Origin of the sequence: Halomonas dongshanensis, from assembly GCF_024790395.1 — a bacterium.
GTDB lineage: Bacteria > Pseudomonadota > Gammaproteobacteria > Pseudomonadales > Halomonadaceae > Vreelandella > Vreelandella dongshanensis.
This window is the reverse complement of record NZ_JAJISC010000008.1, coordinates 56,199-72,241: the sequence shown is the minus strand read 5'-3', so window position 1 is coordinate 72,241 and position 16,043 is coordinate 56,199. Positions and strand designations below refer to the sequence as shown.

General features: G+C 62.1%; 15 protein-coding genes. 12 read left to right on the top strand and 3 right to left on the bottom strand.

Features of this window, described 5'->3' with window-relative positions:
* Positions 1 to 599 precede the first annotated feature (599 nt).
* The 8 genes from cpaB to LLY24_RS15855 all read left to right on the top strand — a co-directional run bounded on the left by cpaB (position 600) and on the right by LLY24_RS15855 (position 8,211).
* Positions 600 to 1,589, top strand: coding sequence for a Flp pilus assembly protein CpaB (cpaB, locus tag LLY24_RS15890; RefSeq protein ID WP_259037287.1), 990 nt, complete (start codon positions 600 to 602; stop codon positions 1,587 to 1,589).
* 56 nt (positions 1,590 to 1,645) lie between these two features.
* A complete protein-coding gene (locus tag LLY24_RS15885; RefSeq protein ID WP_259037286.1) occupies positions 1,646 to 2,902 on the top strand; it encodes a type II and III secretion system protein family protein in 1,257 nt (418 codons plus the stop codon).
* An 11-nt stretch (positions 2,903 to 2,913) separates the two neighbouring features.
* Entirely contained in the window at positions 2,914 to 4,089 is a 1,176-nt protein-coding gene (locus tag LLY24_RS15880) for a CpaE/TadZ family protein (protein WP_259037285.1), read from the top strand.
* Positions 4,090 to 4,104: 15 nt separating this feature from the next.
* The gene (locus tag LLY24_RS15875) at positions 4,105 to 5,364 is read left to right on the top strand and encodes a TadA family conjugal transfer-associated ATPase (RefSeq protein WP_282563430.1); all 1,260 of its coding nucleotides are present in this window, start codon (positions 4,105 to 4,107) and stop codon (positions 5,362 to 5,364) included.
* Positions 5,361 to 6,245: a type II secretion system F family protein gene (locus LLY24_RS15870; RefSeq protein WP_259037284.1), complete on the top strand. Its 885-nt coding sequence runs from the start codon at positions 5,361 to 5,363 to the stop codon at positions 6,243 to 6,245. The genes LLY24_RS15875 and LLY24_RS15870 overlap by 4 nt, the downstream gene beginning before the upstream one ends.
* 33 nt (positions 6,246 to 6,278) lie before the next feature.
* The gene (locus LLY24_RS15865) at positions 6,279 to 7,163 is read left to right on the top strand and encodes a type II secretion system F family protein (RefSeq protein ID WP_259037283.1); all 885 of its coding nucleotides are present in this window, start codon (positions 6,279 to 6,281) and stop codon (positions 7,161 to 7,163) included.
* A complete protein-coding gene (locus tag LLY24_RS15860; RefSeq protein WP_259037282.1) occupies positions 7,163 to 7,831 on the top strand; it encodes a tetratricopeptide repeat protein in 669 nt (222 codons plus the stop codon). Before LLY24_RS15865 ends, LLY24_RS15860 begins: the two co-directional genes overlap by 1 nt.
* Before the next feature lie 110 nt (positions 7,832 to 7,941).
* A complete protein-coding gene (locus tag LLY24_RS15855) occupies positions 7,942 to 8,211 on the top strand; it encodes a DUF3613 domain-containing protein (protein ID WP_259037281.1) in 270 nt (89 codons plus the stop codon).
* Positions 8,212 to 8,550: 339 nt separating this feature from the next.
* Here the strand turns inward: LLY24_RS15855 and LLY24_RS15850 are convergent, their stop codons facing one another.
* Genes LLY24_RS15850 through map form a run of 3 tightly spaced genes read right to left on the bottom strand, consistent with a single transcriptional unit; the run spans position 8,551 to position 12,488 of the window.
* A complete protein-coding gene (locus tag LLY24_RS15850; RefSeq protein ID WP_259037280.1) occupies positions 8,551 to 9,018 on the bottom strand; it encodes a prepilin peptidase in 468 nt (155 codons plus the stop codon).
* Between the two features lie 3 nt (positions 9,019 to 9,021).
* Positions 9,022 to 11,697, bottom strand: coding sequence for a [protein-PII] uridylyltransferase (locus tag LLY24_RS15845; RefSeq protein WP_259037279.1), 2,676 nt, complete (start codon positions 11,695 to 11,697; stop codon positions 9,022 to 9,024).
* Positions 11,697 to 12,488 carry a type I methionyl aminopeptidase gene (gene map, locus LLY24_RS15840; protein WP_259037278.1) on the bottom strand — a complete coding sequence of 264 codons (792 nt, stop codon included), beginning with the start codon at positions 12,486 to 12,488 and terminating at the stop codon, positions 11,697 to 11,699. Before map ends, LLY24_RS15845 begins: the two co-directional genes overlap by 1 nt.
* Positions 12,489 to 12,845: 357 nt before the next feature.
* Here map and rpsB point away from each other — a divergent pair, with 357 nt between their 5' ends.
* The 4 genes from rpsB (at position 12,846) to frr (ending at position 16,033) form a co-directional block, all read left to right on the top strand.
* Entirely contained in the window at positions 12,846 to 13,604 is a 759-nt protein-coding gene (gene rpsB / locus LLY24_RS15835) for a 30S ribosomal protein S2 (RefSeq protein WP_259037277.1), read from the top strand.
* A 97-nt stretch (positions 13,605 to 13,701) separates the two neighbouring features.
* A complete protein-coding gene (gene tsf, locus LLY24_RS15830; protein WP_259037276.1) occupies positions 13,702 to 14,571 on the top strand; it encodes a translation elongation factor Ts in 870 nt (289 codons plus the stop codon).
* A 132-nt stretch (positions 14,572 to 14,703) separates the two neighbouring features.
* On the top strand, positions 14,704 to 15,471 hold the full coding sequence (pyrH, locus tag LLY24_RS15825) for a UMP kinase (RefSeq protein WP_259037275.1): 768 nt from the start codon (positions 14,704 to 14,706) through the stop codon (positions 15,469 to 15,471).
* Between the two features lie 4 nt (positions 15,472 to 15,475).
* Complete coding sequence (gene frr / locus LLY24_RS15820) at positions 15,476 to 16,033, top strand: ribosome recycling factor (RefSeq protein WP_259037274.1); 558 nt, start codon at positions 15,476 to 15,478, stop codon at positions 16,031 to 16,033.
* Positions 16,034 to 16,043: the final 10 nt, after the last annotated feature.

The following is a 16,043-nucleotide window of genomic DNA, read 5'->3' as shown; positions in this document are numbered from 1 at the left end:
CGAGGTATAGTCAGGGAGAACTGTTTTTACCGGTTGGTGATTTGAATTCTACGCATGGCTATTAGTGTTTCGCTAGTGCTTTTTTACTTTTTTTTATGCTTTTTTAAATTATTTTTCACTGTTTTTTTAAGTTGTTGATAGGAAATGGCTTTATTTCAATAATAATGGTTTTTAAAGGGTGTTTTATTTAGCGTGGCGGCATTTTATCGGGCTATTTAAAGAGTGTTTTTTCTAGCGTAGGTTATTTTTTTAGTTGTGTTGATTGTTATTGGTCTTATGGTTTAAAAGAGATTTTATTAAATGCCATCAATTTAGAGTTGCAAAAAATATTTGCGCGATTGAAATTGAGTAATAAAAATTCGATTAGAGGTAGCGCAGCAGGGGGGAGGTGAGGTAAAAACAGAAACATTAAAATGCGATAGGGAAGGCGAGTTTCAATAACGCTGACGCCTTACTCAAGAATGGTAAGAAAAATAGTTAGATAGCAATGGGTTTTTTACAAGAAATATGGCGAGAGTAAGCGCAACAACGCCATGGGTAACGCTGATGGCAACGACACAATCGTTCGTAATGGTCATTCGTAACAGGGGAGCCGGGTCTTGAACAGCCGAATGATGATGGTGCTGGCCATGCTGCTGGTCGTTGCTGCCGTGGTGGTGGGGTATTTGGGGGTATCGATGGGGCGCGAGGCGCCTGCGCCGATGACGACGAGCGTTGAGGCACCTAGCGTTGGCGAACCCGAGGCGGTGAGCGAGCCCGAGCCGGTAGCACAAACGCCCGATGATGTAGATCGCGTGCCGGTAGTGGTGCTGGCGCGCAGCGTACCCGCCTACCACGTGCTCCAGCCCGAAGACCTGCAAAGCGAACAGCTGCGCTTGCAGCCCCCCGGCAGCTATACCGACCCCGCGCCGCTGATTGGCCAGCGCATATGGCGCGATATTCCTCAGGGCACGGTGCTCAACGAAAGCCATTTCGAAAGCGGCGGCCCCCTTGCCCGGATGATTCGCCCCGGCGAGCGCGCTTTGGCGCTGCAGTACGATCAGGTCTTGGGGGCAGGCGGCCATCTGGCCCCTGGCGACTACGTCGATGTGCTGCTGTTTCTCGATCAAGATGAACTCAATACCGACCGCACGGTGCAGGTCGCGGTGCCTGCACTGCGCGTGCTGAGCGTGGGCGATACCTTGGGGCTCACCACCACCGGCGAATTTGCTGCCCCCCGCGCGCCGGAAGGCAGCCCGCCGCCAAACAGCGCTCGCCCCGAAACCGTGGTCCTGGCCATTCCCGAAGCGTTGCTAACCCGCTTTGCCCTTGCCGCCGAAGTGGGCAGGCTGCGCCTGGCCGTGCGCGCCGCCGAAGAGGGCCGTTTGAACGACTACTACCAGCACGAAGCGGGCGCTACCGACGAGCTCAACCAACAGCTGTTCCAGTTCGAGATATTCGCACTAAGCCAAGCCGAACGCCCGCAGCCGGGGCTGGTGGCGCAATCGGCGCGCGTGCAGCCTGCCGTGGCGTCAAGCGGTGGCCAGGCTGCCGCGCCGCCAACGGTGCCGGTGATTCGCGGCGCGGTAACCAGCCTGGAAACGCCTTGATGGGGCCGCAGAAGACAACAACGCGCAACGACGAGATTCAACAGGGGGCAACGGGCATGAAGCGAGTGAGTAAGCGGTGGCCAACACGTTGGACGGGGGCGCTTCAGGGCAGCGCGCTGCTGTTGGCGGGGCTTTTGTGGCTGCCCCAGGCGCAGGCCCAGCAGGCGTGCGCCGAGCTTGCGCGGCTGCCACAGGCGCTCGAACTAGCGCCGGGCATTCACCGCGAGATACGCCTGCCGGTAGATATCGAGCGCCTGGCGGTGGGTAATCCCGGTGTTGCCAACGTGCAGCTCACCTCTGACCGCGCCTTTTTGATCTCCACGGCCGATCAGGGCGCCACCAACATCACCTTCTGGACGGCCTGCGCCGCCGACCCCGCCGAGATCACCCTGATGGTGATGGGACAGGCGAGCCAGGCGTTGAGCGGCTACGCCCAGCGCGCGCCGGATATCGTCCCTCAGGTGCAAACCGATATTCGCTTTATCGAGGTCAACCGTACGCGCCTGCGCGATGTGGGGGTTTCTCTGTTCGGCAGCTCCAACAACAACCTCTTTGCCTCTCCAGGCGTGGGGCCGGGCTCAGTAGGCGTGGGTAACATTGGTAGCCTGACGCCGGGGGCTAACGTGCCGCTCTCCAGCAGCGGATTCAACCTCGTGGTAGGCGGCGGCAGTAGCCGGGTCATGGCGGCCTTGAGCGCGCTGGAAACCAGCGGCTTCGCCTATACGCTAGCGCGCCCGAGTCTGGTGGCGCTGAGCGGCCAGAGCGCGAGCTTTCTTGCCGGGGGCGAGTTCCCCATTCCGGTGCCGAGCTCGGGCAGCGATAGCGTCTCCATCGAGTACAAGGAGTTCGGCGTGCGCCTGACGCTGACACCCACGGTGATCGACGAGCGGCGCATTACCCTGCGCGTGGCCCCCGAGGTGAGCGAGCTCGATTTCGTCAACGGCATCACCATCGAAGGCACTACCGTGCCCGCGCTTTCGGTGCGCCGTTCGGATACCAGCGTGTCGCTCGCCAGCGGCGAGAGCTTCATCATCAGCGGTTTGATCAGCACCAACCGCAGTGCCCAGGTCAACCAGCTGCCGGGGCTTGGAAGCCTGCCGATCATCGGCGCTTTCTTCCGCAATAGCCAAACCCGCTCAGAGGAGCGCGAACTGTTGATGATCGTCACCCCGCACCTGGTGCAGCCCATTGCCGCCGATGCGGTGCTGCCGACCATGCCGGGCGAATCCCTGCGCACCTATGACCCCAGCGTGCACGAGCTGCTATTGTTCGAAGATGGCTCGTTCAATCGCACCTCTGGGCTTTCGCGCTAACGAGGATCGACATGCCGATACAAACGTTCTTGGTGAGTGACTGCTCCGACAAAGCCATCGGCTGGCTGGAGTCGACCCTGGGCGATCAGGCGCGGCTGGTCACGGTGGCAAGCCAGCTCGAAGCCATTTTGGGGCTGGTCGATCAGATGGGCGTGAGCATCGTCTTCGTCGGCATTAGCCGCCAGACGTTCAACGAGACGCTCTCGGTGATCGAGGGGCTTAGCGAATCGCGCCCGCTGGTGGCGGTGGTGGCCTTGAGCGAAAGCGACGATAGCGAACTGGTGCTGGGCGCCATGCGCGCCGGGGCCAAGGATTTTCTCACCATCGGCCAGCGCGGCAGCGACGTACAAAGCCTGGTGCGCCGCTTGGGCCGCCGCCAGCCCACGCCCGGCGAGGCGCCCCAGGGCCAGCGCGCGCGTGTTGTTACGCTCTACGGCGTGGACGGCGCCGAGGGCGCGACCTTCGCGGCCTGCCACTTGGGGTTGGCATTGGCCTCCAAGGCCGAGCCGGTGCTGCTGCTCGATGTGGCGCCCAAGCTTGGGGAAGTGGAAGCACTTTTGAACATCAAGTGCACCTTCGGCGTGGAAGACGCCATGCGCGCCGCGCAGCGCTTGGATAGCGCGGTGATCTCCAGCGCCTTCACCAAACACTCAAGTGGGCTCTACGTGCTGCCGTTGGTGCAGGATGAGCGCTACCCTGAGGCCTATAGCTACGCCGAGGCGATCTTGCTGCTGGGCGTGCTGCGCCCGCACTTCTCGACCATTCTGATCAACGCCTGCGGCCAAGCCGATAGCGGCTGCTTGCGGGCGCTGGTGAGCGCGTCGGACCAGCTGCTGTGGTACCTGACCCAGAGCGTACCCGGCAGCCGCCGTAGCCTTTTGCGGCTACAGCGCTGGCGCGCCGATGCGGTGACGCTGAACGACGTTGGCCTGCTGGTGGACGACTACCGCAAGCGCTTAGCGCCGGAACCCTCGGTAATCGCCAACCTCTTCGGCCTGCCGGTGGTCGCAACGCTGCCGGGGCACCAGGAGCAGCGCCTGAACGCGCTCAACCAGGGCATACCGCTGTATGAGCTGGCACCCAAGGACGAGCTGGGGCGTGCGCTTAAAGCGCTCGCCAAGGCACTCACCCCCGAGGCGCGCGCCGCCAAGCGCTCGCGTGGGCTCTTCGCGCGCTGGCGGCGCTAAGGGGCGGCTAACGTGATGGAGCGCAACCAAGCCGCGCCCTTCGGCCATCAGGTGGGTATTCAGAAGGAGCGCCTGCACCGCTACCTCATCGACCAGTTGGGCGATGAAAGCACCAACCTCTTGGAGGGTAGCCGCCCCGAGCTCAAGCGCTTTATCGCTGCCCACGTGCAAACCTTCACCCGGCTTCATCAGCTCGCGCTCTCGGGCTACGAGACCGATCGGCTGACCGAGGAGATGGTCGACGAGCTGGTCGGCTTTGGCCCGCTGGAGACGCTGCTGCACGATCCCTCGGTCACCGAGATTCTGGTCAACGGCAGCGCGCGTATCTTCGTCGAGCGGCGCGGGGTGCTGTCGCTGAGCGATCTGCAGTTCGTCGATGATCAGCATCTGCAGCGGGTGATTCAGCGCATCATCGCGCCGATTGGGCGGCGCTTGGACGAGTCTTCGCCGATGGTCGATGCGCGCCTGCCCGATGGCAGCCGCATCAACGCGGTGATTCCGCCCATCGCGCTGGATGGCGCTTGCCTCTCGGTGCGTAAATTTCGCCAGGACATGCTGCAAAGCCAGGAGCTTTTGGCCTCAGGCGCGCTTAGCGAGGAGATGCTGCGCTTTCTCCAGCACGCCGTGAGTGAGCGCTGCAACATCATCATCAGCGGCGGCACCGGCACCGGTAAGACCACCATGCTGAACCTTCTGAGCAGCATGATCGACTACCGCGAACGCCTGGTGACCATCGAGGACACCGCCGAGCTACAGCTCAAGCATGGCCACGTGGTGCGGCTTGAAACGCGCCCACCCAACGCCGATGGCCACGGCGAAGTGACCGCGCGCAGCCTGGTGCGTAACGCCCTGCGTATGCGCCCTGACCGCATCCTGCTGGGCGAGACGCGCGGCGCCGAAGTACTCGACGTATTGGCGGCGATGAACACCGGCCACGAAGGCTCGATGACCTCGATTCACGCCAACAGCGCCACCGATTCGCTGCTGCGCATGGAGACGCTGGTGGGGCTTTCGGGCGTTCAGGTGCCGGAGAAGACTATGCGCCAGTCGATTGCCTCGGCGCTGGAGGTGATCATTCAGCTGGTGCGCCTGCCCAGCGGACTGCGCTGCATCAGCGAGATCATCGAACTGAGCGGCACCCAGCAGGGCGAATACCGCACCAACGTGCTGTTTCATTACGACCGCTTGAACAACGTTTTCGTGCGTCAGAGCGATAAAGCGCTCAACGCCAAGCTTAGGGGCGCGCTCGACGCCGCCCAAGGAGAGACGCCATGAGCGCGGGCGCGTGGGGGTGGCTAAGCGCTAGTGTGCTTTTGTGGCTCGCCGCCGGGATGATGATGCTGGCAAGCCGCCGCAAGCGCGTAGACGAGCGCGTCCGCGCACGGCTGAACCAGGACGGTGAGTTTCTGGATAAACGCAGGCGGCGCAACGCCGGGCTTACGCGCTGGCTGCAGCAGGCGGGCATCACCCTGCCGACTTGGCTGCTGTTGCTTCTCGTGGGCGCTGCGCTGCTCATCGCGCTCTTGCTGCTGCCGCTTGGGTGGTTCATGCCGTTGATCGCGCTGGGGGCGATGGCGCTGGTGGTCTATCTCATTGGCCAGTGGCGGGCGCAAAAACGCGTCGACCGGATGATCGCCCAGATGCCGGGCTTTCTCGATCACATGGTGCGTAGTATCAAGTCCGGGCGCACCATGGGCGATGCCATGCTGCTGGCGATGCGCCGCGCTGCCGACCCGCTGCAAACGGCGATGGTGCCGGTGCGCCGCGATATCGAGCTCGGCGTGCCCATGGCCGAGGCGGTGAGCGAATTCGCCACGCTCTATGAGCGCGAGGAATTTCATGTGCTGGCGCTGGGCGTGCGCATCAACCAGCGCTACGGCGGCAACTCCTCGGACATGCTCAAGAGCCTGATTGGGATGATTCGCGACCGCGAACGCGCCAGCCGACAGCTTAGCGCCATGACCGGCGAAACACGCATCAGCGCCTTCGTGCTGGCGGGGCTGCCGCTGGCGCTGGGAGCCTACATTCTGATTAGCAACCCGGACTTCCTCATGGGCATGTGGGAGTCGGGCACCGGGCGGATACTGCTGCTGGTGGCCCTGGCGCTCCAGCTAACGGGCTGTTTCATCCTTTGGCGCATGCTCAAGAGCATTTAAACACCAGGTTTAAAAACTTAGAGAGAGGCGATCATGACGCTGCTGGGATTGAGTGCACTGCTTCTGCTAGCCGCTGGCGGGCTGCTGTTTTGGGCCGTGCTCAAGCGCCAGCGTGATTCGCTCTTAGTGGCCCAGCGCATCACGCTGGAGGCGCCGAGTACCCTGGCCCAGGAACGACGCAAAGGCGTATGGCTTGGCCTTGGCCGCCTGGATGGCAAGTTAGACGCCGAGGTGCCGCGCCTGCTCGATCAGCTCGGCTGGCGCTCTACCGAGCAGCGGGCGCGTTTCTACGCCCTGCAAATTGGCGTGCCGCTGCTGGCCTTGGGGGCGGCGGCGCTAGTGGGCATGGCGCTCTCGGGTTCGCCTTCGCCGTTAATGATGCTGGTAGCGGGGGGCATCGGCTTCCTGTTGCCCAAGCGCTGGCTGCGCGGGGCGGTAAAAAAACGCCAGGCGCGAATTGCCGATGAGGTCTCGTCGATGCTGCCCTTGATGCGCATGCTCTTCGAGGTGGGGATGACCGTGGAGCAGTCGCTGCGCGCGTTGGCGCTAGAGGGCCAAGACATTCTGCCCGAGCTCTCCATCGAGTTTCGCCGCGTGCTAGGGCGGGTCGACGTGGGCCTGGATTTGGCCACCGAGCTTACCAGCATGGCCGAGCGGCTGGATATCGATACCCTGACCGACTGCGTAGTGATTCTCGAGCAGTTGATTCGTCAGGGGGGCGGAGCGGTGGCCTCGCTAATCTCACTCAAGGAGCTGTTCGACGACCGGCGCGTCACCGGTTTGCAGGAAAAAGTCTCGAAATTGTCGGCGAAAATGTCCGGCACCATGGTGGCCTTCCTTTTCCCGGCGCTGTTGATTATCTTGGCAGGACCGGGCTTTATAGCCATTTTTCGGGCGTTGTCAGGAATGAACCAATAATGAAGTACACCGTCACCTTTGCGCTGTTAGGCGCTACCTTATTGCTCTCCGGCTGTGCCACTAGCGGCGGCTCGTCGCTTGGTTCCAACAATGAGTGCCGGCCGCTGGAGCCCGAGCAGCAGCTCGCCGTGCAGCTGGCAAGCGACATGGCAGACCAAGGCCGTATGCATGCCGCACTGGCGCACTTAGAGCGCTTGCCCGAGACGCTGCCCGAGGTGCGCCTGCAAAAGGCGATGATCATGCGCCAACTGGGCGACCCCGCTGCCGTGGAGCTCTACCGTTCGCTGCTCAAGAGCTGCGTGGCCGCCGAAGCGCACCATGGCCTGGGACAGATCGCCGCCATGCAGGGCAACCTCGATGAGGCGCTGAACCAGATGCAAACCGCTGCGTCGCTCTATCCGTCGAGCTATACCATTCGCAATGACCTGGGCTTCGTTCACCTGCAGCGCCGCGAGCTCGACAAGGCGCGCTTCGAGTTTCTCACCGCGCTTGAGCTCAGTCAGGACGATCCGCTGCCGCTCGAAAACATGATTACGCTGCTGATCTACCAAGGCCAGTGGCAAGAGGCCAGCGCGCTACTGCGCGAAGGCCGGGCCACGCCCGCGCTCTACCAGCGCGGTGAAGAGCGCGCGCGCCAGCTACAGCAGGAAGACCAGCAGCGCCAATAACGGCGCTGTCGCATATAACGAAAGGGGGCGGTATGAACGCAGGCAGGGGAATCAATGATTCGTCGTCAGCCAACGCGCACTGGGCGTTAAGGCCGCTGGCAGGAGCGGCCATGCTCCTCATCCTATCTGGCTGCGCCCAGCCCGCCATGCAAACGGCCAGCAGCGCCGACGACACCGAGCGGCGCATGCTGACCAAAGGCGACACCCAAGCCGACGAGTGGCTGCAAGTGCAGCGCGAAGGCAGCCAAGCCTCCAGCACGCCCCAACGCCTCTCGGTCGCCGAACACGAACGCGCCCACCAACGCTGGCTCGACAGCTTCACCTACCCCATCCCTGAATTCTTCGACCGAGAAGCAGGCGGCGGTTTTACCACCGATTGATCTTTGTGGCGCTGGCTGGGCGGCTTTTGGCCGCCTTCGCGCCGGGCCGTCGCTACGGGTGCCTCGCTGGCGCTCGTTACCCACGCTACAAGGTTTTGATGTGGGCTGGGCGGCCTATGGTCGCTTTCGCGGGTGGAGCGCTGTGCTCGTTACCCACGCTGCGGGTTTTGTGGTGTGGTCTGGGCGGCCTTTGGCCGCTTCGCGGGTGCCTCGCTGTGCTCGTTACCCACGCTACTGGGCTTTGGGCGTGCTTGGGCTTTGGGTATGGGGGATGTAGCGTGGGTAAGCGGTAGCGCACCCGCGAATGCAGTGCGTAGCGCTGCTTGTTTGTTGGAGGCGTCAGGAGAGCCGGGCGAAGGCGTAGAGGGCGCTTAGGGCGAGGAATACGAAAGGGCCGTACGCTAACCGGCCTTCGAGGTGGGAGAGGCCGGGGGTGTGGGTGGCGATGGCGCGGTTTAGCGAGGCGGGCAGGGCGCGGGCGATGAGCGCCCAGAGCGCGAGCAGAAGCGCAGCGCCGACGACCACCAAAAGCATCACCAGCGTGCCCGCGCCAAGGCCGATGGCGGCGAGGAGCTTGACGTCGCCGCCGCCCAGCACGCCTTTGATGTGCCCAGGAATGGTCAATGCCAGCGCCAATACCAGCGCCACCAAGGCGTCCAGAGGACGGGCGCCGCTCAGGCTTTCGCCATTGAGCACCAGCCAGCCCAGCGCAAAGGCAAGAAACGCGTAGGCGAGGCCGTTGCCGATATGCCTAGCGCGTAGATCCTGCAGCGCGCAGAGGGCGGTCCACAGCAGCAGGATCAGCACGCGCTAAACGCTCAGCACATCGACCAGCCGTTCGCGCAGGCGCTGCTGGCGTTCGGGGTCGGTGAGCGGCTCGCCCGCCTTGGTGGTGATGAAGAAAACGTCCTCTACCCGCTCGCCAAGCGTTGCGATCTTGGCCGCCGAGAGGGCGATGTCCTGCTCCATGAAGATCCGCCCCACCCGTGCCAGCAGGCCTGGGCGGTCGGGGGCGGTCAATTCCAGCAGTGTGCGCTCGTTGGCCGGGTCCTGTTCGATGGCAACTTCGGTGGGCACCTTGAAGTGCTTCAACTGGCGCGGCGTGTGGCGAGTGACGATCTCGGGATAGTCGTCGGGGTCGTCGAGCTCTTCGACCAGATGGCGGCGCATCTCCTCGATGCGTTCGGCGTCGCGAATCGGCAGACCGTGGCTATCGAGCACGATGAAGGTGTTGAGCGTCCAGTCGTTGCGCGAGGTCGCGATGCGGGCGTCATGGATCGAGAGGCCCAACTGCTCCATGGCCGCCGCCGTGGCGGCGAAGAGATCATCGACCGAGCGGGTGTGGATAAAGACTTTGGTGCCGCCCTCGGCCATGTCGGCGGTGGGGGCGCTGATCAACACCAGCGGCAGATCCGAGCCCCGGTGGGCAAGAATGCCTTGCGTCTGCCAGACGATTTCGCTGGGCGCGTACTGGAGGAAGTAGTCTTCGCCCAGCGACTCCCACAGCGTATCGATCTGATGGCTATCGACGCCGATCACCTGTAGCAGCGAGCGCGCTTCGGTGCGTGTCTCCTGCACCCAGTCGTCGCGATCCGGCGGGTTGTTTAGCCCCCGGCGCAGGGCGCGCTTGGTCTCGGCGTGTAGCTGGCGCAAGAGCGAGGCGCGCCAGCCGTTCCATAGCGTTGGGTTGGTGGCGTTGATGTCGGCGACGGTAAGCACGTAGAGATAATCCAGCCGCGTTTCATCGCGCACGCTGAGGGCGAAATCGGCGATGACGTCAGGGTCGCTGATGTCGCGCTTCTGGGCGGTCATCGACATCAACAGGTGCTGCTCGACGAGCCAGCTGACCAAGTTGGTGTCGTGGGCCGAGAGCGCGTGGCGAGCGCAGAACTGGCGCACGTCTTCGGCGCCGATCAGCGAGTGGTCGCCGCCGCGGCCCTTGCCGATGTCGTGAAAAAGCCCGGCGATCCACAGCAATTCGAGCTTGGGCAGCTGCGCCATGATGGTGACGGCGACGGGGAACGCCTCTTTGGCCTCGGGTTTGCGAAAGCCGTGGAGAAACTTGAGCAGGCGCAGGGTGTGGGCGTCGACGGTGTAGATGTGAAACAGATCGTGCTGCATCAGCCCTACGGCGCGGCCAAACTCGGGCAGGTACTTGCCCAGAATGCCGTAGCGGTTCATCCGCCGTAGCTGGCGCGGCACGTTGCCGGGCGCACGCATCAGCGCCATGAAGAGCTGCTGGTGAGCTGGGTCGTCGCGGTAGTGGTCGTCGATCTGATGGCGATGATCGCGAATCAGGCGAATGGTGTCGGCGCGGACGCCTTCGATCTCTGGATGCTCGGCCATGAGCAGGAAGAGTTCGAGCATGGCGGCAGGCTGTTCGCGAAACAGCGAACGCGAGCGCGCCTGAATGTAGCCACCTTTGGTTTCGAAGCGCTCGTTGAGGGTGACCGTTTCCAGCGCTTCACCGGCGCGCAGGATCACCTCGTCGAAGTGCTGAAGCAGCATGTCGTTGAGCCCAGCAAGTGCGGTTACGTGGCGGTAGTAGCGCTTCATGAACTGCTCGACCGCCAGGCGCTCCGGGGTATCCTTGAAGCCGAAGAGCTCGGCGATGGTGCGCTGGTGGTCGAACAAAAGACGGTCTTCGGCGCGCCCGGCGAGGGTGTGCAGGGCGTAGCGCACCTGCCAGAGAAACGACTGCCCCTGGCTTAGGATGCGCAGCTCGGCGTCGTTCATAAAGCCGTTGGCGACGATGTCGGTGTACTGTTCGGTGCCGAAGTGACGCTTGGCCACCCAGCCGATCATCTGAATGTCGCGCAGCCCACCGGGCGAGCTCTTGAGATTGGGTTCGAGGTGGTACTCGGAGTTGTTGTAGCGGTAGTGGCGGGTGATCTGCTCCTGCCACTTGGCCTCGAAGAAACGATCGGATGGCCATAGTCGTGACGGGTCGAGTCGTTCGCGCATGGCCTCGCGCAGCGACTCGGCCCCGCTGATCAGGCGCGATTCGAGCAGGTTGGTGATCACCGTGACGTCGGCTTCGGCCTCGCGCGCGCAGTCGTTGAGCGAGCGCACGCTGTGGCCTATCTCAAGGCCAATGTCCCACAGAAAGGTGATGAAGGCGGTGAGCGGCTCGCGATAGGGCGTGTCGTCGTCGGCCTCTAGCAGCAGCAAGAGGTCGATATCGGAGTGCGGATGCAGCTCGCCGCGCCCGTAGCCGCCCACGGCGAGCAGGGCAATGCCGTCGTCGGGCCAGGCGTGGAGCGACCAAGCAATGGCTAGTAGTTGATCCATGTACCAGGCGCGCCCGCGCACTAGGTCGCGAATGTCGGCCCCGGCGTAGAAGCGCTCGTCCAGGCGTGCCTGAATGTCACGCAGCGCCGCTTTGAACGGCACGACCGGGGAGCGTGACCCCTGGAGTTCGGCGCGAAAGCCGTCGAGATCGAAAAGCGTCCGGTCGGGCTCGAAGCGGTGGTGGTGAAGCAGCATCAGCGTGCCAGGAAGCTCAAGTCTTCGTCGCTGCGCGCGGTGAGCACTTCAACGCCGGTGTCGGTGACCAGCAAGGTGTGCTCCCACTGCGCCGAGAGGCTCTTGTCCTTGGTCACGGCGGTCCAGTTATCGCGCAGCACCTTGGTTTTGTAGCTGCCGACGTTGATCATCGGTTCGATGGTCAGGCACATGCCCGCCGCCAAGGCGATGTCTGCTTCGGGCGCGTAGCCGTCGTAGTGCAGCACCTGGGGTTCTTCGTGGAAACCGGCACCAATGCCGTGGCCGCAGAAATCGCGCACCACCGAGTAGCCGTTGCTTTCGGCGTGCTGCTGAATCACGCGGGCGAGCTCGGAGAGGCGCACCCCCGGCTTGACCAAGGCAATGCTCTTGTAGAGGCACTCCTGGGTCACGCGGCACAGGCGCTCGCCCTGGATGGTCTCGCCGATCACGAACATCACGCTTGAGTCGCCGTGGTAGCCATCGGGCGTCTTGACGGTGATGTCGAGGTTCATGATGTCGCCATTTTTGAGCTTCTTGGCGTCATCGGGAATGCCGTGGCACACCACATGGTTGATCGAGGTGCACACCGACTTGGGGAAGCCGTGGTAGTTGAGCGAGGCGGAAATGGAGCCGAGCTCGTTGACGATGTAGTCGTTGCACAGACGGTCGATTTCGCCGGTGGAGACGCCCGCTTGGACGTGGGGCGCGATCATTTCCAGCACGCTTGCCGCCTGGCGACCGGCTTCGCGCATTTTTTCGATTTCAGCAGGCGTCTTGATAGGAACGTTCATGGAAGCTCGATATGCCTTCGGTATGGAGGACGTGAAGCGTGCGTGACGGGCGGGGAACGACGGTGCGTACGCGCCGTGGCGCTTCATCTTGACAGTGATCTATGGTATAAAGCCGCGCGCTCTACTGCAATGTGCAATCTGATCAGGTGAGGATCGTGCGGTACTCGATCACTGCCGGGTTCGGTCAGCCTACCGCAGCGGCGCAAAAACTGCACTGCCCATAGGGGGTTGTGCGGCAGACAGCCTAAAACACACATGCACCGGCACATGGTCCCGGGTGCCGTGGGCAGCCTTCGCTGCTAGCGGTCGGATCCATGGGGTGCGTGGAGGCCTAACCCGAGTTTCAGGAGTTTTACCATGTCTCACGTCAATATGCGTGACCTGCTCAAGGCAGGCGCTCACTTCGGTCACCAGACCAAGTACTGGAACCCGAAGATGAGCAAGTTCATCTTCGGCGCGCGTAACAAGATCCACATCATCAACCTTGAGCACACTCTGCCTGCTTTGAACGAAGCGGTCGACGTGGTCGAGAAGATGGCGGCGTCCAACAACAAGATCCTGTTCGTTGGCACCAAGCGCAGCGCTGGCAAGATCATCAAAGAAGAAGCGAATCGCGTTGGCCAGCCGTTCGTCAACCATCGCTGGTTGGGCGGCATGCTGACCAACTTCAAGACGATCCGTCAGTCGATCAAACGTCTGCGCGAGCTGGAAACCATGCGCGAAGACGGTACTTTCGACAAGCTGACCAAGAAAGAAGTCCTGATGGCCACGCGTGAGCAAGAGAAGCTCGAGCGTTCCATCGGCGGTATCAAGAACATGGGCGGCCTGCCGGACGCGCTGTTCGTGATCGACGTCGACCACGAGCGTATCGCCATCAACGAAGCCAACAAACTGGGTATCCCGGTCATCGGCGTGGTGGACACCAACTCCAACCCCGATGGCGTTGACTACGTGATTCCGGGCAACGATGACTCCATCCGCGCCATCCAGATCTACGTCAAGGCAATCGCCGACGCCTGCGCACGTGCCAAGTCTGGCCGTCCCGACGAGTTCGTCGAAGTAACCGACGAAACCGCCGAGGCCGACGCCGCTGACGCGCAAAGCGCTGCCGAGTAAGGCCGCGCGGGTGCGGCGCCGCCGTGTCGCATCGTGATACCGAGGGGGCCTATGCCCCCTTTTTCCCGCTAGCGAATTATTTCCGAGGTGAATTCTCATGGCAGCTATCAGCGCCTCTCAGGTCAAGGAACTGCGCGAACGTACCGGTCTTGGCATGATGGAGTGTAAGAAAGCCCTGACCGAAGCCGATGGTGACATCGACGTCGCGATCGAAAACCTGCGTAAGAGCTCAGGCCTCAAGGCCGCCAAGAAAGCCGGTCGTACTGCCGCCGAAGGCGCCGTGGTCACTCGCGTTGCCGAAGGTGGCAGCTACGGCGTCATGGTCGAGATCAACTCCGAGACCGACTTCGTCGCCCGTGACGACAACTTCAAAGCGTTCACCGACAAGGTGGCCGAGGCTTTCTTCAACGCCAAGAGCGACGACGTGGCCGCGGTCATGGCGGGCGATCTAGAATCGGCGCGCGAGCAGCTGGTGCAGAAAATCGGCGAGAACATCGGCGTGCGTCGTGCGGTCGTGGTCGAAGCGGGTGAAGGCAACCTGGTGGGCGAATACGTCCACGGTGGCCGCATCGCCGTGCTGACCGTGCTCAAGGGCGGCACCCAAGAGGCAGCTAAAGACGTCGCCATGCACGTTGCTGCGATCAACCCGGCGGTGGCCCATCCGGCCGACATGCCGCAAGAGCAGCTCGACAAAGAAAAAGCCATCATCCTGGCGCAGCCGGATATGGCGGGCAAACCCGAGCAGATCGCCGAGAAGATGGTCGAAGGCCGTCTCAAGAAGTATCTGGCCGAGAACAGCCTGACCGAGCAGCCCTTCGTCAAAGATCCCAACCAGTCGGTTGCCGAGTTCGTCAAGGCTGCCGGTGGTGAAGTAATCGGCTTCACTCGCTTTGAAGTGGGCGAAGGCATCGAGAAAGAAGAAGTCGACTTCGCCAAAGAAGTCATGGAACAGGCTGGCCGTCGTTAAGGTCAGAGGTTCCAGTCGCATGATGGCGTGCGCGTAAGCGCACGCCTTTGCGTATCCGGGCCCTGGATAAATCGGGGCCACTCCCGCCCACCTGCGTTTCAAGATCGCCCTCAAGACTGCTAGGAGATAAAGATGTCACGCGATGTTCAAGAGCCCAACCAAGCGACGGTAGTGGCTAAAGGCTCCAAGTCGAAGTACAAGCGTATTTTGCTCAAGCTGTCTGGCGAAGCACTGATGGGCGAGCACGATTTCGGAATCGACCCTAAGGTCCTCGACCGTATGGCCCTGGAGATCGGCCAACTGGTGGGTATTGGGGTGCAAGTTGGCCTGGTCATTGGGGGCGGCAACCTGTTTCGGGGTGCGGCACTCAACGAAGCGGGCATGGACCGCGTGACGGGCGATCACATGGGAATGCTGGCCACGGTGATGAATGCGCTTGCTATGCGCGACGCGCTGGAGCGTTCCAACATTCGTTCGCGGGTGATGTCTGCGATTCCCATGAGTGGTGTCGTCGAACACTACGACCGGCGTACCGCCATTCGCTACCTCACCTCCGGTGACGTGGTACTGTTCTCTGCTGGGACGGGCAATCCCTTCTTCACCACCGACTCCGCCGCCTGCCTGCGAGGCATCGAGGTCGATGTCGACGTGGTGATCAAGGCCACCAAGGTGGACGGCGTCTACGACAAAGATCCCGTCAAATTCCCGGATGCCGTAAAATACGATCAGCTCTCCTACGACGATGCTCTGGATCAGAAGCTCGGCGTAATGGATTTGACCGCTATCTGCCTGGTGCGTGACCATGACATGCCGGTGCGGGTATTCGATATGAACAAGCCTGGCGCCCTGCTGAATCTCGTCGTAGGGGGCAAGGAAGGCACGCTGATAGACAGAGGTTAAAAACGTGATCAACGATATCAAGAAAGATGCCGAAACGCGGATGAAGAAGAGCGTCGAGGCGCTGCATCACAACTTCAACAAGATCCGTACCGGACGCGCCCATCCCAGCATCCTGGATGCGGTGATGGTGGACTACTACGGCGGCGACGTGCCACTGAATCAGGTCGCCTCGGTCAACGTTGAAGATGCGCGCACGCTGACGGTTTCTCCTTGGGAGCAGAACATGGTGCCCAAGATCGAGAAGGCCATCATGACCTCCGATCTGGGTCTCAACCCGTCAAGTGCAGGTAACGTAATTCGCGTGCCTATGCCGATGCTGACCGAAGAGACGCGCAAGAACTACATCAAGCAGGCCCGCAGCGAAGCCGAAACCGCGCGTGTGGCCGTGCGCAACGTGCGCCGTGACGCTAACAGTGACTTCAAATCCTTGCTCAAGGACAAAGAAATCACCGAAGACGACCAGCGTCAGGGCGAAGACGAAATCCAGAAGCTGACCGATAAGTACATCGCCGAGATCGACAAGGCGCTGGCGGCCAAGGAACAGGATTTGATGCAGGTCTAAGGCTTGCTTT

Excerpts from the sequence above, each read along its gene's own strand:
- LLY24_RS15865 (WP_259037283.1), top strand. The coding sequence starts at position 6,279 with ATGACGCTGCTGGGATTGAGTGCACTGCTTCTGCTAGCCGCTGGCGGG.
- pyrH (WP_259037275.1), top strand. The coding sequence starts at position 14,704 with ATGTCACGCGATGTTCAAGAGCCCAACCAAGCGACGGTAGTGGCTAAA.
- LLY24_RS15845 (WP_259037279.1), bottom strand. The coding sequence starts at position 11,697 with ATGCTGCTTCACCACCACCGCTTCGAGCCCGACCGGACGCTTTTCGAT.
- LLY24_RS15880 (WP_259037285.1), top strand. The coding sequence starts at position 2,914 with ATGCCGATACAAACGTTCTTGGTGAGTGACTGCTCCGACAAAGCCATC.
- map (WP_259037278.1), bottom strand. The coding sequence starts at position 12,488 with ATGAACGTTCCTATCAAGACGCCTGCTGAAATCGAAAAAATGCGCGAA.
- LLY24_RS15875 (WP_282563430.1), top strand. The coding sequence starts at position 4,105 with ATGGAGCGCAACCAAGCCGCGCCCTTCGGCCATCAGGTGGGTATTCAG.
- tsf (WP_259037276.1), top strand. The coding sequence starts at position 13,702 with ATGGCAGCTATCAGCGCCTCTCAGGTCAAGGAACTGCGCGAACGTACC.
- LLY24_RS15855 (WP_259037281.1), top strand. The coding sequence starts at position 7,942 with ATGCTCCTCATCCTATCTGGCTGCGCCCAGCCCGCCATGCAAACGGCC.
- LLY24_RS15860 (WP_259037282.1), top strand. The coding sequence starts at position 7,163 with ATGAAGTACACCGTCACCTTTGCGCTGTTAGGCGCTACCTTATTGCTC.
- rpsB (WP_259037277.1), top strand. The coding sequence starts at position 12,846 with ATGTCTCACGTCAATATGCGTGACCTGCTCAAGGCAGGCGCTCACTTC.
- LLY24_RS15885 (WP_259037286.1), top strand. The coding sequence starts at position 1,646 with ATGAAGCGAGTGAGTAAGCGGTGGCCAACACGTTGGACGGGGGCGCTT.
- LLY24_RS15870 (WP_259037284.1), top strand. The coding sequence starts at position 5,361 with ATGAGCGCGGGCGCGTGGGGGTGGCTAAGCGCTAGTGTGCTTTTGTGG.